Origin of the sequence: Janthinobacterium sp. CG_23.4, assembly GCF_029892305.1 — a bacterium.
Lineage (GTDB): Bacteria > Pseudomonadota > Gammaproteobacteria > Burkholderiales > Burkholderiaceae_D > Janthinobacterium > Janthinobacterium lividum_D.
On record NZ_JARXUX010000001.1, the window covers coordinates 1,513,867 to 1,529,701 of the forward strand.

Annotated in this window: 12 protein-coding genes and 2 tRNA genes; 10 read left to right on the forward strand and 4 right to left on the reverse strand. The window is 59.6% G+C overall.

Annotated features, from left to right (window positions below; all coding sequences use genetic code 11):
* Positions 1 to 89 precede the first annotated feature (89 nt).
* The 3 genes from H4V96_RS06830 to trxB form a co-directional block, all read right to left on the reverse strand.
* Positions 90 to 719 (reverse strand): trimeric intracellular cation channel family protein, encoded by a 630-nt coding sequence (locus H4V96_RS06830; protein WP_196856437.1) that lies wholly within the window; start codon positions 717 to 719, stop codon positions 90 to 92.
* Between the two features lie 134 nt (positions 720 to 853).
* Positions 854 to 1,525: a Smr/MutS family protein gene (locus H4V96_RS06835; protein WP_196856436.1), complete on the reverse strand. Its 672-nt coding sequence runs from the start codon at positions 1,523 to 1,525 to the stop codon at positions 854 to 856.
* Between the two features lie 7 nt (positions 1,526 to 1,532).
* The gene (gene trxB, locus H4V96_RS06840; protein ID WP_010396559.1) at positions 1,533 to 2,486 is read right to left on the reverse strand and encodes a thioredoxin-disulfide reductase; all 954 of its coding nucleotides are present in this window, start codon (positions 2,484 to 2,486) and stop codon (positions 1,533 to 1,535) included.
* A gap of 215 nt (positions 2,487 to 2,701) precedes the next feature.
* Here trxB and H4V96_RS06845 point away from each other — a divergent pair, with 215 nt between their 5' ends.
* The 7 genes from H4V96_RS06845 to H4V96_RS06875 all read left to right on the forward strand — a co-directional run bounded on the left by H4V96_RS06845 (position 2,702) and on the right by H4V96_RS06875 (position 9,837).
* Entirely contained in the window at positions 2,702 to 5,062 is a 2,361-nt protein-coding gene (locus tag H4V96_RS06845) for a DNA translocase FtsK (protein ID WP_196856435.1), read from the forward strand.
* Between the two features lie 5 nt (positions 5,063 to 5,067).
* Positions 5,068 to 5,727: an outer membrane lipoprotein chaperone LolA gene (lolA, locus tag H4V96_RS06850; protein WP_010396563.1), complete on the forward strand. Its 660-nt coding sequence runs from the start codon at positions 5,068 to 5,070 to the stop codon at positions 5,725 to 5,727.
* A gap of 69 nt (positions 5,728 to 5,796) precedes the next feature.
* Positions 5,797 to 7,116, forward strand: coding sequence for a replication-associated recombination protein A (locus H4V96_RS06855; RefSeq protein WP_196856478.1), 1,320 nt, complete (start codon positions 5,797 to 5,799; stop codon positions 7,114 to 7,116).
* A 309-nt stretch (positions 7,117 to 7,425) separates the two neighbouring features.
* Positions 7,426 to 7,629, forward strand: coding sequence for a hypothetical protein (locus tag H4V96_RS06860; RefSeq protein ID WP_010396568.1), 204 nt, complete (start codon positions 7,426 to 7,428; stop codon positions 7,627 to 7,629).
* Positions 7,630 to 7,775: 146 nt separating this feature from the next.
* Positions 7,776 to 9,065: a serine--tRNA ligase gene (serS, locus tag H4V96_RS06865; protein ID WP_196856434.1), complete on the forward strand. Its 1,290-nt coding sequence runs from the start codon at positions 7,776 to 7,778 to the stop codon at positions 9,063 to 9,065.
* A gap of 111 nt (positions 9,066 to 9,176) precedes the next feature.
* Positions 9,177 to 9,266: transfer RNA gene (locus H4V96_RS06870), tRNA-Ser, on the forward strand.
* 481 nt (positions 9,267 to 9,747) lie between these two features.
* Positions 9,748 to 9,837: transfer RNA gene (locus tag H4V96_RS06875), tRNA-Ser, on the forward strand.
* Between the two features lie 212 nt (positions 9,838 to 10,049).
* On the opposite strand, the gene H4V96_RS06880 is transcribed toward H4V96_RS06875, so the two are convergent.
* Complete coding sequence (locus H4V96_RS06880) at positions 10,050 to 10,703, reverse strand: FxDxF family PEP-CTERM protein (RefSeq protein WP_280720812.1); 654 nt, start codon at positions 10,701 to 10,703, stop codon at positions 10,050 to 10,052.
* Positions 10,704 to 10,963: 260 nt separating this feature from the next.
* Here H4V96_RS06880 and H4V96_RS06885 point away from each other — a divergent pair, with 260 nt between their 5' ends.
* The 3 genes from H4V96_RS06885 (at position 10,964) to H4V96_RS06895 (ending at position 15,810) form a co-directional block, all read left to right on the forward strand.
* A complete protein-coding gene (locus tag H4V96_RS06885) occupies positions 10,964 to 11,833 on the forward strand; it encodes an NAD(P)-dependent oxidoreductase (protein WP_196856432.1) in 870 nt (289 codons plus the stop codon).
* 575 nt (positions 11,834 to 12,408) lie between these two features.
* Positions 12,409 to 14,199 (forward strand): filamentous hemagglutinin N-terminal domain-containing protein, encoded by a 1,791-nt coding sequence (locus H4V96_RS06890; RefSeq protein ID WP_280720813.1) that lies wholly within the window; start codon positions 12,409 to 12,411, stop codon positions 14,197 to 14,199.
* A gap of 27 nt (positions 14,200 to 14,226) precedes the next feature.
* The gene (locus H4V96_RS06895) at positions 14,227 to 15,810 is read left to right on the forward strand and encodes an MBG domain-containing protein (protein WP_280720814.1); all 1,584 of its coding nucleotides are present in this window, start codon (positions 14,227 to 14,229) and stop codon (positions 15,808 to 15,810) included.
* Positions 15,811 to 15,835 lie beyond the last annotated feature (25 nt).

Here is a 15,835-nt window from a genome sequence, read left to right on the forward strand (position 1 = left end):
TGGGTCATGCCGCAGGTCGGGTTAGCGCGCCAGCGCGTAAGCCGACGCTGCTGAGCCACCAAAGCGGCCCGATTGCGCAGCAGCGCGCTTCACCGTCCCACCCGCATATCGAATTTCCAGCATATGAGGCGCAGCACCGTGATGCCGCTGGCACTGGTCCACAGGGCGAAGTCGTGCTCGGCGCCGAAATGCATTTGCAGCAGATAGGCCCAGCAGCCGAAAAACGCGCAGATGGCGTAGGGTTTGCCATCGCGAAACACCATCGGCACTTCGTTGCAGACAATATCGCGCATCACGCCGCCAAAAATCCCCGTAATCACGCCCATCATCGAGGCGATAAAGAGTGGCATGCCGGCGCGCGTGGCTTCGGCCACGCCGGCGATGGCGAACATGCCCAGGCCGATGGCGTCGGCGATGACGATCAGGCGTTCCGAGACGATCTGGCGCAAATGCTGTATCAGTGGCGCTGCCGTCAGTGCCAGCACAAAGATCAAAATCGCGTATTCCTGGTGCGAAACCCAGAACAAAGGCCGCTTGTCGAGCAGGATGTCGCGCAGGGTACCGCCACCAAACGCGGTGATGAACGCGACGACGAAGACACCGACCAGGTCCATGCGCTTGCGGCGCGCTTCGATGAAGCCGGAAAACGCGCCCACCAGGATGGCGGTGACCTCAATGATCTTGATCAGCGAGCCAGGCGGCAGTTGGGGTGGCATCATGGGCAGAGCACGTGGGCAGGAAATAATTATCACAGGTTAACATGACACGGCCCCGAATGGTGACAAACGGGGCCGTGCGCATGGGACTTGATTGGGATAACTTGTTGCTCAATTACAATTTCTGGCTATCAATCCTAGCGTATCGGCTGCAGCGCTGCGGAAAGCAAAACGACCAGCGCGCCATCGCCTCCTTCGGAGCGGCGCGCCTGGCAAAAGGCGATGACTTCATCCTTTTGCACGAGCCAGCTGTGCACCATCGATTTCAAGACCGGTTCCTGGCCTTTCGAGCCAAAACCCTTGCCGTGGATCACGCGCACACAGCGCAGCTTGCGCCGCGTCGCCTGGTTCAAAAAGGCACCGATGGCGTCGCGCGCCTCATCGCGGCGCAAGCCGTGCAAGTCCAGCTCATCCTGGATGGGCCAGTGGCCCTTGCGCATCTTCTTCACCACGTCCGGTCCCACGCCGGCACGGGCATAGTTCAGCGCCGGATCGTTTTCCAGGTAATGGTCGACCTCGAACAAGTCCGACAGCGATTCGCGCAGCACGGCCGCATGGTCCTCTTCCGGCGTCAGCTTGCGCACCGGCTGCGAGGCCATGGCGCCCGCCTTGGGCAGCTTGGGCACGTAGCGGTCTGACTCGGGCAGGCGCTTGACGCCGCCGATGCTGGCCTTGAACAGATTGCTCTCCACGGCCTGCACCTTGACTTGCTGGGCGCGCTCAACGGCGGCTTGCGCGCGCGCATCGGCCTGCTCCTTGAGCTGCTTGCTGACCGCTTTCAGGTCGGCAAAGTCTTTCATCGACGCCATGCGACGCTTACTCCTGGCCTTCCAGGTAGCGCTGGGCGTCGAGTGCTGCCATGCAACCCGTGCCGGCGCTGGTGATAGCCTGGCGGTAAATGTGGTCTTGTACGTCGCCGGCGGCAAACACGCCCGCTGCGCTGGTGGCCGTGGCCATGCCTTCCAGGCCGGTTTTTGTCTTGATGTAGCCGTTGTGCATCTCCAGCTGGCCTTCGAAGATGCCGGTGTTCGGCTTGTGACCGATGGCGATGAACACGCCGTGCACGGAGAGCGCTTCGACCTTGCCGTCGATGGTCGATTTGATGTTCAGGCCCGTCACGCCGCCTTCGTCGCCAGTCACTTCATCGAGGGTGTGGTTATATTTCAACACGATCTTGCCTTCGGCAACCTTGGCATTCAGGCGGTCGATCAGGATCGCTTCGGCGCGGAACTTGTCGCGGCGGTGGATCAGGGTGACTTTATTGGCGATGTTCGACAGGTACAGCGCTTCTTCGACGGCCGTGTTGCCGCCGCCGACGACGGCCACTTCCTGGTTGCGGTAAAAGAAGCCATCGCAGGTGGCGCAGGCAGACACGCCCTTGCCCATGAATTGCGCTTCCGACGGCAGGCCCAGGTATTGCGCGGAGGCGCCCGTGGCGATGATCAGCGTGTCGCACGTGTATTCGTGGCTGTCGCCCTTCAGGCGGATCGGTTTTTCGTTCAGGAAGGTGGTGTGGATGTGGTCAAACACGATTTCCGTATTAAAACGTTCGGCGTGCTGCAGCAAGCGCTGCATCAGGTCCGGGCCTTGCACGCCCATCGGGTCGCCGGGCCAGTTTTCCACGTCGGTGGTGGTCATCAGTTGGCCGCCTTGTTCCACGCCGGTGACCAGCATCGGGTTCAGGTTGGCGCGGGCGGCGTAGACAGCGGCGCTATAGCCGGCTGGGCCGGAGCCGAGGATCAAAACGCGGGCGTGTTTGGTAGTGGTCATGGGAGGCTTCTCTATGAGTGGGGTCTGTCCGAATTGGGGGCATACGCGCAAAGAACAAGGGTGTTTTGTGCTCGCGCAAGCAATTGCTGATTATAGACCAAGCCGTCTGTGGCGACGAATCGTGGGGCCGTCAGGGGCATATATGGCTTAGAATACTTGCTTATGATGGGAAATTCCCTTTCAGAAACATTTATCACCTTGCAGCGCTTCCCAGAATGACTAAACCAGCCCAGGCCAATCAAAATAGCTACACCCGCAAACCGGTCGAACGCCGGCCCCTGCCGAACCGGCTGGTGCGGCTGCTGTCCGAGGCGCGCTGGTTCGCGCTGGCCGCGTTTGCCCTGTATTTCGTGCTGATACTGGCCAGCTTCAATAAGCTCGATCCGGGTTGGTCGCATGCGACTTCGGTCGACAAGGTAGCCAACCTGGGCGGCAAGCTGGGGGCGACTTTTTCCGATTTGTTGCTGTATATTTTTGGTTTTTCCGCCTGGTGGTGGTGCGTCTGGCTGCTGCGCACGGTGTGGCATGGCTATCGCCGCCTGAGTAAGCGCTTCCTGCTCGAAGAGGAGGAGGTCGAGCGCGAGCACCATGTCGAGATGCTGATCCGCATCGTCGGCTTTTCCATCATGCTGATCGGCAGCATGGGCCTGGAATATCTGCGTATGGCGAAAAGCCTGCACGTGCAATTGCCGCGCGAGCCCGGTGGCGTGCTGGGCCAGTTGGTGGGACACGCGTCCCACGTGGCCTTCGGTTTCACGGGCGCCACCTTGCTGTTGCTGTTGCTGTTTGGCCTAGGTTTCAGCCTGTTTTTTCATGTGTCTTGGCTGCAAGTGGCCGAGCGCATCGGCGGCGCCATCGAAGACACCGTGAACTGGTTTGTCCTGCGCTACCAGGACCGCGAAGACCGCCGCCAGGGCGAAGTGGCGGCCGTGCGCCGCGACGAAGTGGTGGTGATCGAGCGCGCCAAACACGTGGAAAAGCATGTGGTCGCGCCGCCCGTGAAGATCGAGCCGCAAGTCGTTACGGTGGTGAAGTCGGAGCGCGTGGAAAGGGAGCGTCAAGCTCATCTGTTCGAGGGAGCGGGCGGTGGCAAGTTGCCGCCGCTGTCCTTGCTGGACGAAGCGCCACCTGTGGTGGAAACGGTTTCTGTGGAAACCCTTGAATTCACGAGCCGTCTGATCGAAAAGAAATTGTCCGATTTTGGCGTGGATGCCAAGGTGGTGGTGGCTTACCCGGGCCCCGTGGTCACGCGCTACGAAATCGAGCCGGCCACGGGCGTGAAGGGCAGCCAGATCGTGGGCTTGGCGCGTGACTTGGCACGTTCGCTGTCGCTCACTTCGATCCGCGTAGTGGAAACCATTCCCGGCAAGAACTATATGGCCTTGGAACTGCCGAACAGCAAACGCCAGATCGTGCGCCTGACGGAAATCCTCGGCTCCAAGGTCTACAACGATGGCGTGTCGAGCCTGACGATTGCGCTGGGCAAGGATATCGCTGGCAAGCCCGTCGTGGCCGACCTTGCCAAGATGCCGCACTTGCTGGTGGCCGGCACCACCGGTTCCGGTAAGTCCGTGGGCATCAATGCGACGATTTTGTCGCTGCTGTACAAAGCTGACCCGCTCGACGTGCGCCTGATCCTGATCGATCCGAAGATGCTGGAAATGTCTGTCTACGAAGGCATTCCGCACTTGCTGGCGCCCGTGGTTACCGACATGCGCCAGGCTGGACACGCGCTGAACTGGGCCGTCAACGAGATGGAGCGCCGCTATAAGCTGATGAGCAAGATGGGCGTGCGTAATCTGGCCGGCTACAACGCGAAGATTGCCGACGCGAAAAAGCGCGAAGAACATATTCCGAATCCGTTCAGCCTGACGCCCGATTCGCCGGAGCCGCTCGATAAACTGCCTACCATCGTCATCATCATCGACGAGTTGGCTGATTTGATGATGGTGGTGGGCAAAAAAGTCGAGGAACTGATTGCGCGTATCGCGCAAAAGGCGCGCGCCGCCGGTTTGCACTTGATCCTGGCCACGCAGCGCCCATCTGTCGACGTGATCACGGGACTGATCAAGGCGAACATTCCCACGCGTATCGCGTTCCAGGTGTCGTCGAAGATCGACTCGCGCACCATTCTCGACCAGATGGGCGCGGAAGCCCTGCTCGGCATGGGCGACATGCTCTACATGCCGCCCGGCACCGGCTTGCCGATGCGCGTACACGGTGCATTTGTTTCCGATGAGGAAGTGCACAGAGTCGTCAGCTATCTGAAGCTGCAGGGCGAACCGAATTACATCGAGGGCATCCTCGAAGGCGGCACCCTGGAAGGCGACGGCGCCGAAGGCGGCGCGCCGGGCGAGGGCGGTGGCGAGGCCGATGCCCTGTATGACCAGGCGGTAGCGGTGGTGTTGAAAAACCGCCGCGCCTCGATTTCGCTGGTGCAGCGTCATTTGCGCATCGGCTACAACCGCGCCGCCCGTCTGCTCGAGCAGATGGAACAGAGCGGGGTAGTATCAACCATGCAATCCAATGGCAACCGGGAAATCCTGGTGCCGGTGGCAAGTAGCGAACAAGGATAAAAAGAATGAAGCAACAATATAGTGTCGTGGCAAAAATCGTCGTGGGCGCGGCAGGCATCGCCTGCAGCCTGCTGTTCGCGGCCAGCGCCTCGGCCAGTGCCTTGGAACAATTCAAGAGCTTTGCGGCCGGTACCAAGTCGGCCAAGGGCGAGTTCGTGCAGCGGCAAGTCAAGAAGGCGGACGCCAGCGGCAAGGCCAAGGTATCGACGCCGGCCAGTGGCACGTTTGAATTCGCCCGTCCCGGCAAGTTCATCTGGACCTATCTGAAACCCTACGAGCAGTTGCTGCAAGCCGACGGCGACAAGTTGTATATCTATGACAAGGATTTGAGCCAGGTGACGGTCAAGAAACTGGGCGACGCGCTCGGTTCCTCGCCAGCGGCGATCTTGTTTGGCAGTAACGACCTGGAAAAGAATTTCACCCTGGCCGAAGCGGGTACGCGCGATGGCCTGGAGTGGCTGAAAGCCACGCCGAAAGCCAAGGACACGACGTTTGACGAAATCATGATCGGCTTGCGCAACGGCGTGCCCGAAGCGATGGAGTTGCGCGACTCGTTCGGCCAGACCTCGGTGCTGGCGTTCAAGAATTTCCAGAAGAATCCGGCGCTATCTGCCAATCACTTTAAATTTGTCATGCCCAAAGGGGCGGATGTGATTAATAATTAATTTTTCGCATACTGTTATTGACCGGCCTCGCACCATGCGAGGCCTTTGCATTCTTACCCGGTAAATATGATGGCGGATCTCTTTTCCACCGCACCGCGCCAGCCGCTGGCCGAAGCCTTGCGCCCAAGTACCCTCAACGAAGTGATCGGCCAGACGCATCTGCTGGGTGTCGGCAAGCCGCTGCGCCTGGCATTCGAGGCCGGCAAGGCCCATTCGATGATTTTATGGGGGCCGCCCGGCGTGGGCAAGACGACGTTGGCGCGCCTGATGGCGAATGCCTTCGACAGCGAATTCATCGCCCTGTCGGCCGTGTTTGCAGGCGTGAAAGATATTCGCGCAGCCATGGATCAGGCGCGTCACAGCCTGGACCAGTTCGGCAAGCACACGCTATTGTTCGTCGACGAGATACACCGCTTCAACAAGTCGCAGCAGGACGCCTTGTTGCCTTTCGTCGAGTCGGGCCTGGTGACGTTTATTGGCGCGACGACGGAAAACCCCAGTTTCGAAGTCAACTCGGCGTTGCTGTCGCGCGCGCAAGTGTATGTCTTGAAATCGCTCAACGAAGACGAGATGAAGCTCTTGCTGGCCAAGGCGCAAAGCACGGCGCTGACCCACTTGCGCTTCGACGAGGCGGCCGCCGACACCCTGATCGGCTACGCCGATGGCGATGCGCGCCGCTTTCTGAATTTGCTGGAACAGGCCGAGACGGCCGCCAGCTCGACGGGCACGACGAATATCGACGCAGCCTTTGTCGACAATGCGCTGACCCTCAATTCGCGCCGCTTCGACAAGGGCGGCGACAATTTCTATGACCAGATTTCCGCTTTGCATAAATCCGTGCGGGGATCGAACCCGGACGCCGCTCTGTACTGGTTTTGCCGCATGATCGATGGCGGCGCCGACCCCCGCTATTTATCGCGCCGCATCGTGCGCATGGCTTGGGAAGATATCGGCCTGGCCGACCCGCGCGCCTTGACCATGGCCAATGACGCGGCCGCGACGTATGAACGCCTGGGCTCGCCCGAAGGCGAGCTGGCGCTGGGCCAGGCGGTAATCTACCTTGCGATTGCCGCAAAAAGCAATGCCGGCTACAACGCTTTCAACACGGCCATGGCGTTTGTGAAGAAAGATAAATCAAAGGAAGTGCCGGTGCACCTACGCAACGCGCCGACCAAATTGATGAAGGAACTCGGCTACGGCCACGCCTACCGCTATGCGCACGACGAGCCTGACGCGTATGCGGCCGGCGAAACCTACTTCCCGGACGGCATGGCTGAACCGGGCTGGTACCAGCCCGTGCCGCGTGGCTTGGAAAGCAAGATTGCCGATAAATTGGCATGGCTGCGCGAGCTCGACAGGAAAGCAGGGAAAGTAGCCGGCAAGGGCTGAGCTAGAGTCCCAGCGCAGGGCGCTGGCGCCAGCCTGCCAGTGTGCCAGGCGCAGCGAGAATTGCCCGTGCCGACGTTGTTAGAAAGTGCTGTCGATGATGCCGGCAGCGCCCGCATCGGGCAGGCGATCAGCCGTTTAGTGCAGCTCGTCAAGGATGCCTTGTCACTGCGCGCTTCAAGCCCCGTTTTTTACCGTTCGCTCCCTGTTTTTGGCCGCTGGTCGCAAGCCGGTGGCCTTGTTTGTGGCCGTTAGCTAAAGTACCACCATACCAGCAGCAGTCAACGACGCAAACTAACCAGGAGTCACATCATGCACGCACTGAAAAACATGGAAATCACCTTTGTCGCCGCCGCCATGATCGCCATCGGCGCCAGCTTTGCCACTGCCGGCGCGCATCCCCTGGAAGTGAGTGCCAGCAACACCGTGATTGCCCAGGCTGCCGACAGCGCGATGCCCGTCGTCAGCGTCAGCGCCCGCCGCTTGAGCGCTGCCGAAAAAGCTGCGTTTATTTGATCCGCCGTCTGAGCACCTGCGATAAAGCGGGGCGAGTGTCCAGCCAGGCTACCATGATGATGCTTGGCGCTGCGCAAAACTCATAAAGAACTGAACGGGTCTTGGTACAATGGGTGCTTTCGATACATCGGCACCGCCATCCACCCATGATAGATATCCAACTTCTCCGTAAAGACATCGCCACTGTTGCCGCCCGCCTGGCAACGCGCAAATTCCAGCTCGACGTGGCAGGTTTCAATGCCCTCGAAGCCGAACGCAAGGCGATCCAGACGCGCACCGAAGAGCTGCAGGGCAAGCGCAACGCGCTGTCCAAGCAAATCGGCATGTTGAAAGGCAAGGGGGAAGATACCTCGGCCGTGATGGCGCAAGTGGCTGGCCTGGGCGATGAATTGAAAGCCGATGAAGCGGCGCTGGCCCTGGTGCAAGCCAAACTCAGCGATTTCATCATGGCCGTGCCGAATTTGCCGCATGAATCGGCGCCACTAGGCACTGACGAGTCGGGCAACGTGGAAGTGCGCAAGGTGGGCACGCCGCGCAGTTTCGATTTCGAGGTCAAGGACCACGTCGACGTGGGTGCTCCGCTGGGCCTCGATTTCGAAGTGGCGACGAAGCTGACCGGTTCGCGCTTCTCTGTCATGAAGGGTGGCATCGCCCGTTTGCATCGCGCGCTGGCGCAATTCATGCTCAACACGCACGTGGACGAGCATGGCTACACGGAATGCTATACCCCCTACATGGTCAACGCCGATTCGCTGCGCGGCACGGGCCAGTTGCCGAAATTCGAAGCCGATCTGTTTTCGGTCAAAAAGGGCGGCGTGGAAGGCGAGGGCGAGACCTTCTACCTGATCCCGACCTCGGAAGTGTCGCTGACCAACATCGCGCGCGATGAAATCCTTGCGCTCGATCAGCTGCCCCTGAAAATGACGGCCCACACGCCATGCTTCCGTTCGGAAGCGGGCAGCTATGGTCGCGACACGCGCGGCATGATCCGCCAGCACCAGTTCGACAAGGTGGAAATGGTGCAAGTGGTGCACCCGGATACCTCGTACCAAGTGCTCGATGAAATGGTCGGCCATGCGGAAACGATTCTGCAACGCCTGGGCCTGCCTTACCGCGTGATGTCGCTGTGCACGGGCGACATGGGCTTTACGGCCAGCAAAACTTTCGACCTGGAAGTGTGGCTGCCGGCGCAAAACACCTACCGCGAAATCTCTTCCCTGTCGAACACGGAAGCCTTCCAGGCCCGTCGCATGCAAGCGCGTTTCCGCAACGCGGCCGGCAAGCCTGAACTGGCGCACACCCTGAACGGCTCCGGCCTGGCAGTGGGCCGCACCCTGGTCGCCGTGTTGGAAAACTACCAGCAAGCCGATGGCAGCGTCGAGATCCCGCCAGTGCTGCGTCCTTACATGGGTGGCTTGACGCATTTGACGGCGTAAAAGAGCCCGGTAGGGGCCGCCATGGAAGGCTTGAAATAGTCCTTCCATTTTTTCGAGCGGCTGCTATAATCTTGCCTTCTCGCAGCAATGCGGGAAAAGACCGCAGTAAATGGAGAGGTGGCAGAGTGGTCGAATGTACTTGACTCGAAATCAAGCGTACGTTAAATCGTACCGTGGGTTCGAATCCCACCCTCTCCGCCAGAACAAATAAAAGAAGCTCCCGCAAGGGAGCTTTTTTTATTTGTGCCGGCGCAGAGGAGTACGCCCCCTGCGGGGCGTACGCGTGGGATTCGAAGACGAGCGCGTACTCGCGCGAGGCTCCCCGAATCGTCCAATTGGTTTTTGACTGGTAGTATTAGGCATACCCGGCGACGTCCCCGAATCGTCCAATTGGTTTTTGACTGGTAGTATTATGCATACCCGGCGACGTCCGCGAATCGTCCAATCAGTTTTTGACTGGTAGTATTATGCATACCCGGCGACGTCCCCGAATCGTCCAATCAGTTTTTGACTGGCAGTAATAAGCCCACCCCGCGACGCCTCCAAAAAATCGCCTCAATGGTTTTCGCCTTTCAACAGCAAGATTAGCAACAAACCCCCTACCCAACTGAACAATGCCCATGCTAAAATAGTGCCTCGTTCAAACGGGCATGCCAGTTTGAACGAATAGACCGCAGTAAACGGAGAGGTGGCAGAGTGGTCGAATGTACTTGACTCGAAATCAAGCGTACGTTAAATTGTACCGTGGGTTCGAATCCCACCCTCTCCGCCAGAATACATAAAAAAAGCTCCTGCAAGGGAGCTTTTTTTTATTCCCGCAACGCCAGAAAATCACCAGCGCATCAATGCAGGTAGAAAAACCGCCCAAAGCGCGCAGCGCAAGGCGTTTTTTCCTCCATTCAAGCAGTAACTGTCAGCGCCCCCACCGCAATAAACTGCTCCAGCCTCAGTCTTGCCAGTTGCCAGTTGCCAGTTACCAGCTGCCTAGCGCTGGCTGGTGCGCCTGCGGCGCGCCATGCAGCCCAGCAAACCCAGGCCGCCCAGCAGCATGCCGTAAGTGGCTGGCTCCGGTACGGCCGACACCGTCAAATTATTGATGGTTGGCCAGATACCGATCTGTCCGGCGCTACTGACGCTCAGCTCGGAGAAGGCGCCCGACGATAAGAAGCCGACAAATGACGCCTGCGTCGGCAAGGTCAACTTGTAGGTGAGCTGTTCACCCAGCGCATTGCGGGCGGTCAGGGTAATGCTTGGGCTGCCGGCATATTCACCGAACAAGTTCGACCCGAAAAAGAATCCCCCCACGCCGCGCACGGCACCGGAAAAGTTGGAGAACAGCACGCTGTCGTTACGGTTGTCCGTACTCAGCCAGTGGTCACTGCCCGCGCCGGCACCATACAGTATGGACGAGGCGCCAACGCTGCTGGCGGTGTAGGCGTAGCTGCCAGCGTTACGGTACAGCGGGCTGTCCAGTGCCGTGACCGGCAAATCATTGAAGGTATCGACACCGGTATTGCCGACCGCTGCCAGATAGGCAGACTGGCTGGTAAAGACCGTGATGTCAGCCTGTGCAGCGCTGGCGGCGAGCAGCAGGACGGCTGCGCTCATGATTTTCAGGCGGGACAATGTGGTTTGCAAGACTGGCTCCTTAAAAGGGATGGGGAAAAGGAAAGCGGCGCTGTGCATTAAAATTTCTGATGCCAATTCAATATAATATTTGCTAGAAAAAAATGCAACATAAAATGTTTGCCACAATTTCTATCTTGCATAGTTGAAATGCCGATGTTCCCCAATCGCCACTGCTTGCGCGCTATGTTGGCCATATGGACGCGCCATGCTGCCGACATAGGCCATTTGTGCAACAATAATTAGATTCATTCATCGACAGGACGGACAATATGGCAAAAATGGCATTCATCGGTTTGGGCGTCATGGGTTTTCCCATGGCAGCTCACCTGGCGGCGGGCGGGCATGACGTCACCGTGTACAACCGCAACCCGGCTCGCGCGGCCGCCTGGCTCGAGCAGCACAAGGGCAGCAGCGCCGCCACGCCGGCCGCCGCGGCTGCAGGCGCCGAGTTCGTCTTCACGTGCATCGGCAACGATAACGATCTGTATCAAGTCATCCTGGGAGACGGTGGCTTGCTGTCCGCCATGGCGCCGGGCAGCATCCTGATCGACCACACGACGGCATCAAACGAAGCGGCGCGCACCTTGCACGCGGCGGCGAAAGAGCAGGGCGTCTTCTTCCTCGACGCCCCCGTGTCCGGTGGCCAGGCGGGCGCGGAAAACGGCAAGCTGACCGTGATGGTGGGTGGCGATGTGGAAGCGTATGCGCGCGCCGAACCCGTCATCGCCCTGTTCGCGCGCGCCGTCACCTATATGGGTGCCTCCGGTTCGGGCCAGCTGACGAAAATGGTCAACCAGATCTGCATCGCGGGGCTGGTGCAGGCGCTCAGCGAAGGCATCGCCTTTGCGGAAAATGCCGGCCTCGACGCGGCGCTGGTGGTGGACGTGATTTCCAAGGGCGCGGCGCAGTCGTGGCAACTGGAAAACCGGGGCAAGACCATGATCGAACGCAAGTTCGACTTCGGTTTCGCTGTCGACCTGATGCGCAAAGACCTGGGCATTTGCCTCGCCGAAGCCCAGCGCAACGGCAGCGACTTGCCCGTGACGACATTGACGGACCAGTTCTATGCCGAAGTGCAGCAGGCGGGCGGCAACCGTTATGACACGTCCAGCTTGATTACTCGCCTCAGCAAGAAGTAAGCCGTCACAAGCTCTCGCGCGCGGCGCGCCCCTGCCAAGGGCCGCGCCGCGCGTCGTATACGGGGTGAAAAGTCTTGAAAAAGCGCGAAGAAGCGTGAAAAACCGCAGTTTCCGGTTTCGATTTTCATGACAGCTTGGCGGCTGCGCTGACGCGAAAGCCGCGCTCGCCGACAAATTTGCATCCTTGCCGTCGCACGATGGCCTCATCTACAAGCAAGACAAGCTTCAACGTGGCGCAACAATGGCGGATCGTTTTGGCGGCGCGCACTTGTGCCGGGCAGGGTGACATGGTCAGTTTTTTTGCGGCACATTCCCGACTGAATTGGTCGGGAATCGCTCAGGTTTGCTCACTTATAAATCCAGAATCTTTGTTGCATTGCGATTAAGGAATTTATGGTGCTTTTTGTCATATTTGTGTTTAAAAAAGCAACGTAAGTGGAAGCGAGGAGAGCCGTTGGCGCACGTGGCGCATGCCGGCTGACATCGTCGTTCCCGCCTTCTCACCCGTACCCATGGGCGCGCTTACAAAGGTGCATCGGTATTCCGTATGCAAAAGATTAACAAGGATAGACTGTATGCATCGTCATGGATCATTGAATCACATTTATCGGCTCGTCTGGAGTCACGTTTTGAACGCCTGGGTTGCTGTTGCCGAGACGTCGCGCGGGCGCGGCAAGGGCGCACGCCGCAAGTTGGCCGCCGCCGCTGCCGCCATGGCGGCATTGGCGCTGGGAGGCCCCGCTTGCGCCGGGCCGGCGGGTGGCCAGGTGGTGGCCGGCACGGCGACCATCAGCCAGTCTGGCACGACGACGACGATTCAGCAGACCAGCCAGCAGGCTACTTTGAACTGGGCCAGCTTCAATGTCGGCAGCAAGGAAACCGTCAACTTCGTCCAGCCCTCGGCCAGTGCATTGGCGGTCAACCGCATTCTTGATCACAACGGCTCACAGATACTCGGGCGCCTCAATGCTAACGGCCAGGTCTATCTGATCAATCCGAACGGCATCCTGTTTGGCCGTACGGCGCAGGTCAATGTAGGCGCTCTCGTCGCATCGACCCTGGATGTCGACAATGCCAGCCTGGGCGGCAACAAGCACGTCTTTAGCGGCAATGGCGCCGGCAGCGTCGTCAATGACGGCGCGATCCGCGCGGCGGACGGCGGTTATGTGGCCCTGATCTCGGCCAAGATCAGCAATAGCGGCACCATCGCTGCCCATGCAGGTAATGTGTTGCTCGGTGCTGGTAGTGAGGTCACGCTTGATCTTGGCGGCCCGGTCCGGCTGCAGGTGACACAGGGCGCGATCGACACCCTGATCGAAAATGGCGGCGCCATCCGCGCCGATGGCGGCCAGGTCTATCTTACGGCGAAGGCGGCCGGCCAGCTCGCTTCCAGCGTCATCAACAATACGGGCGTGATCGAGGCGCATACCCTGGCCACCGGCGAAAAAGGCCAGATCGTGTTGCTGGGCGATATGCACAAGGGGAGTGTCCATGTCGCCGGCGTGCTCGATGCCAGCGCGCCGCAAGGCGGTGACGGCGGCTTTGTCGAGACGAGTGCGAATCGGGTCGATATCGGCACCGCGCGTGTCTCCACGGCCGCTCCGCGCGGCAAGACGGGCACCTGGCTGATCGATCCGAACGACTTCACGGTGGCCGCCAGCGGCGGCAACATGACTGGCGCCGATGTAGCGGATGCGTTGGCCAGCAACAATTTCTCCATCATGACTACCAGCATGGGGACGACGGGCGGCAATGGCGACATCCACGTGAATGATGCCATCAACTGGTCTGCCAACAAGCTCACGCTGACGGCAGAACGCAACATCAACATCAATGCGAATCTGAACGCCACCGGCACGGCATCGCTGGCTTACCAGTACGGCCAGGCGACGGCCGATGGCGCTGGCAGTGCCTACCGTGTTTCGCCGGGCGTCGCCGTGAACATCCCGAATGCCAGCGCATTCACCTGGCAAAAAGGCAGTGCCGGACGCGTGAATAATCTGCTGCTGGGCAATGGCAAAGTACGTTTTGGCGATGGTGTTGAAAACTCGTTCACCAGCGATGGGCTGTTGAAGACGCCATTTTATTTCGACAATACCACTGCGGGTCGCGACGGCTGGTTTCAGCTGACCCTGAGACGCCCGTTTGAATTTGCCGTTGCCGCTGGCGGCAATGGTAGCAATGCCTGGAATAACGATGGACAGGTGCTGATCTCCGACGGCAGGCCCGGCGGCCCCGATGGCATGGGGACGGGGAGCAGCTACGCCACGGCGCTCAGCAACCGTTCACTCAATATCGCAGGCTACCAGGAAGGCATGGGATCGATCGTGACGACGGGGACGCTCAATTTCAGCAGCCTGAACTAGTCGGCCAGCATTACGCACACCTATACCTTGAAGGCTGGCGATGCTTTCGTCAACATGGATAGCCGGCTTACCAATCTGAGCAGTACAGCGCTGACGAATGTGCGCATGTGGTTAGGAACGGGCGACGACTTTATCGGTGAGTCGGATAGAAACTATAAGATCAAGGGCAATATCACAGCAGGTGCATTTGTTCCATTGGCTGGTAGCAATAATGCTTCCAACGCCCTGATGGTGACGGAAACCTCCAGCACCACGAGCGGTTCGGCCGTCCTGTTCTACTCCACCACGGCTGGCGTGGATACCGTCCATACCCGTTGCTGCAATTTTTCAAATGCCATCAATCAGGATCCGCGGGGCGTCGCCGTCACTTCCGGCCAGACTGACGGCAGTTATGCCATGTTCCTGCGCGCGGCCGACCTGGCGCCTGGACAGTCCGGAGGCCTGTCCGTGTATTACGCGGCGGCCCCAGTGGCGCAATTGAACGACGCTATCGTTTCTGTCGATAACGCGGCGGGCAATGCGTCCAAGCCGGTGTACGTACGCTTGACGCCAGGCAGCAGCGTGTATGGCGACGTGCCGGTCTTTAACTATGCGCTGTACGACGCGCTCAGTGGCGGCTTGCTGATCACGGATGCCAGCGCGAGCGGAAGCGTATCCTGGCTCGGTGCGCCGACGGCGACTTCGTCGGCCGGCGTGTACACAATTCAATATGATACGGGCCTGGTTCTGGGCAAGGCAGGCTATACCTTGACGCCGGGCGGCCCTGTCTACTGGACGGTGACGCCTCGTGCGCTGAACGTGGCCGTAACGAAAACCTACGATGGCAGTACCACGTTTAATGCCGGCTTCGTCCTGTCGGGCCTGGTCAATGGCGACAGCGCGCCTGCCGTCACGGGTTCTGCCAGCGTCAGCGGCCGCAATGCCGGCCGTTACAGCAGCTTTGATTCCAGCACCTTGAGCCTGTCGAATGCCAATTATGTGCTCAATACCAGCGGTATCAGCGCCAGCATCGACGCGCGCCCGGTCACGGTGACGGCCGATGCGAAGAGCAAGGTCTACGGCAACGTCGATCCTGGCCTCACTTATCAAGTAAGTAAGGGTGAATTGGTTGCCGGTGACAGCCTGGCCGGCGTCCTGCGCCGCGCCGCTGGTGAAAACGTCGGTAGTTACACGATCGACGCTTCCGCCTTGGCCAATGGCAATTATGTCGTGACGGCGCAAAACGGCAACTTGACGATAGATGCCGATCCGGCATTGGAGAACGCGATTCGCCTGGCGCGCCGTCAAATCACCACCGGCACCAACGATGTGGCGGCAGGCACGACTGCTTCGGCTATCGACCTGGCCGTGCCGGGTATCGCGTCTGTCGTTCCTGGTGCCAACAGCGTGCCCGATGGCGGCATCAGCCTGATCGGCGGCCTGGCCTTGGTGCCATGGGTGGAGGCGGCGCAATCCGCGCCAGAGGCTACAGGCACTGCGCCAGATACGTTGCTGGCCGCTTTGCCAGCGTCGGGTGGCAGCGGCATGTCAGGCTTTACGCGCATCTTTGTCATCAATGGCGGCATTAACGTTGCTCCCGCAGTCCCGGTCTCCGAAGGCGTGGCGCAATGATGTTACTGATTCAACATACAAAAAA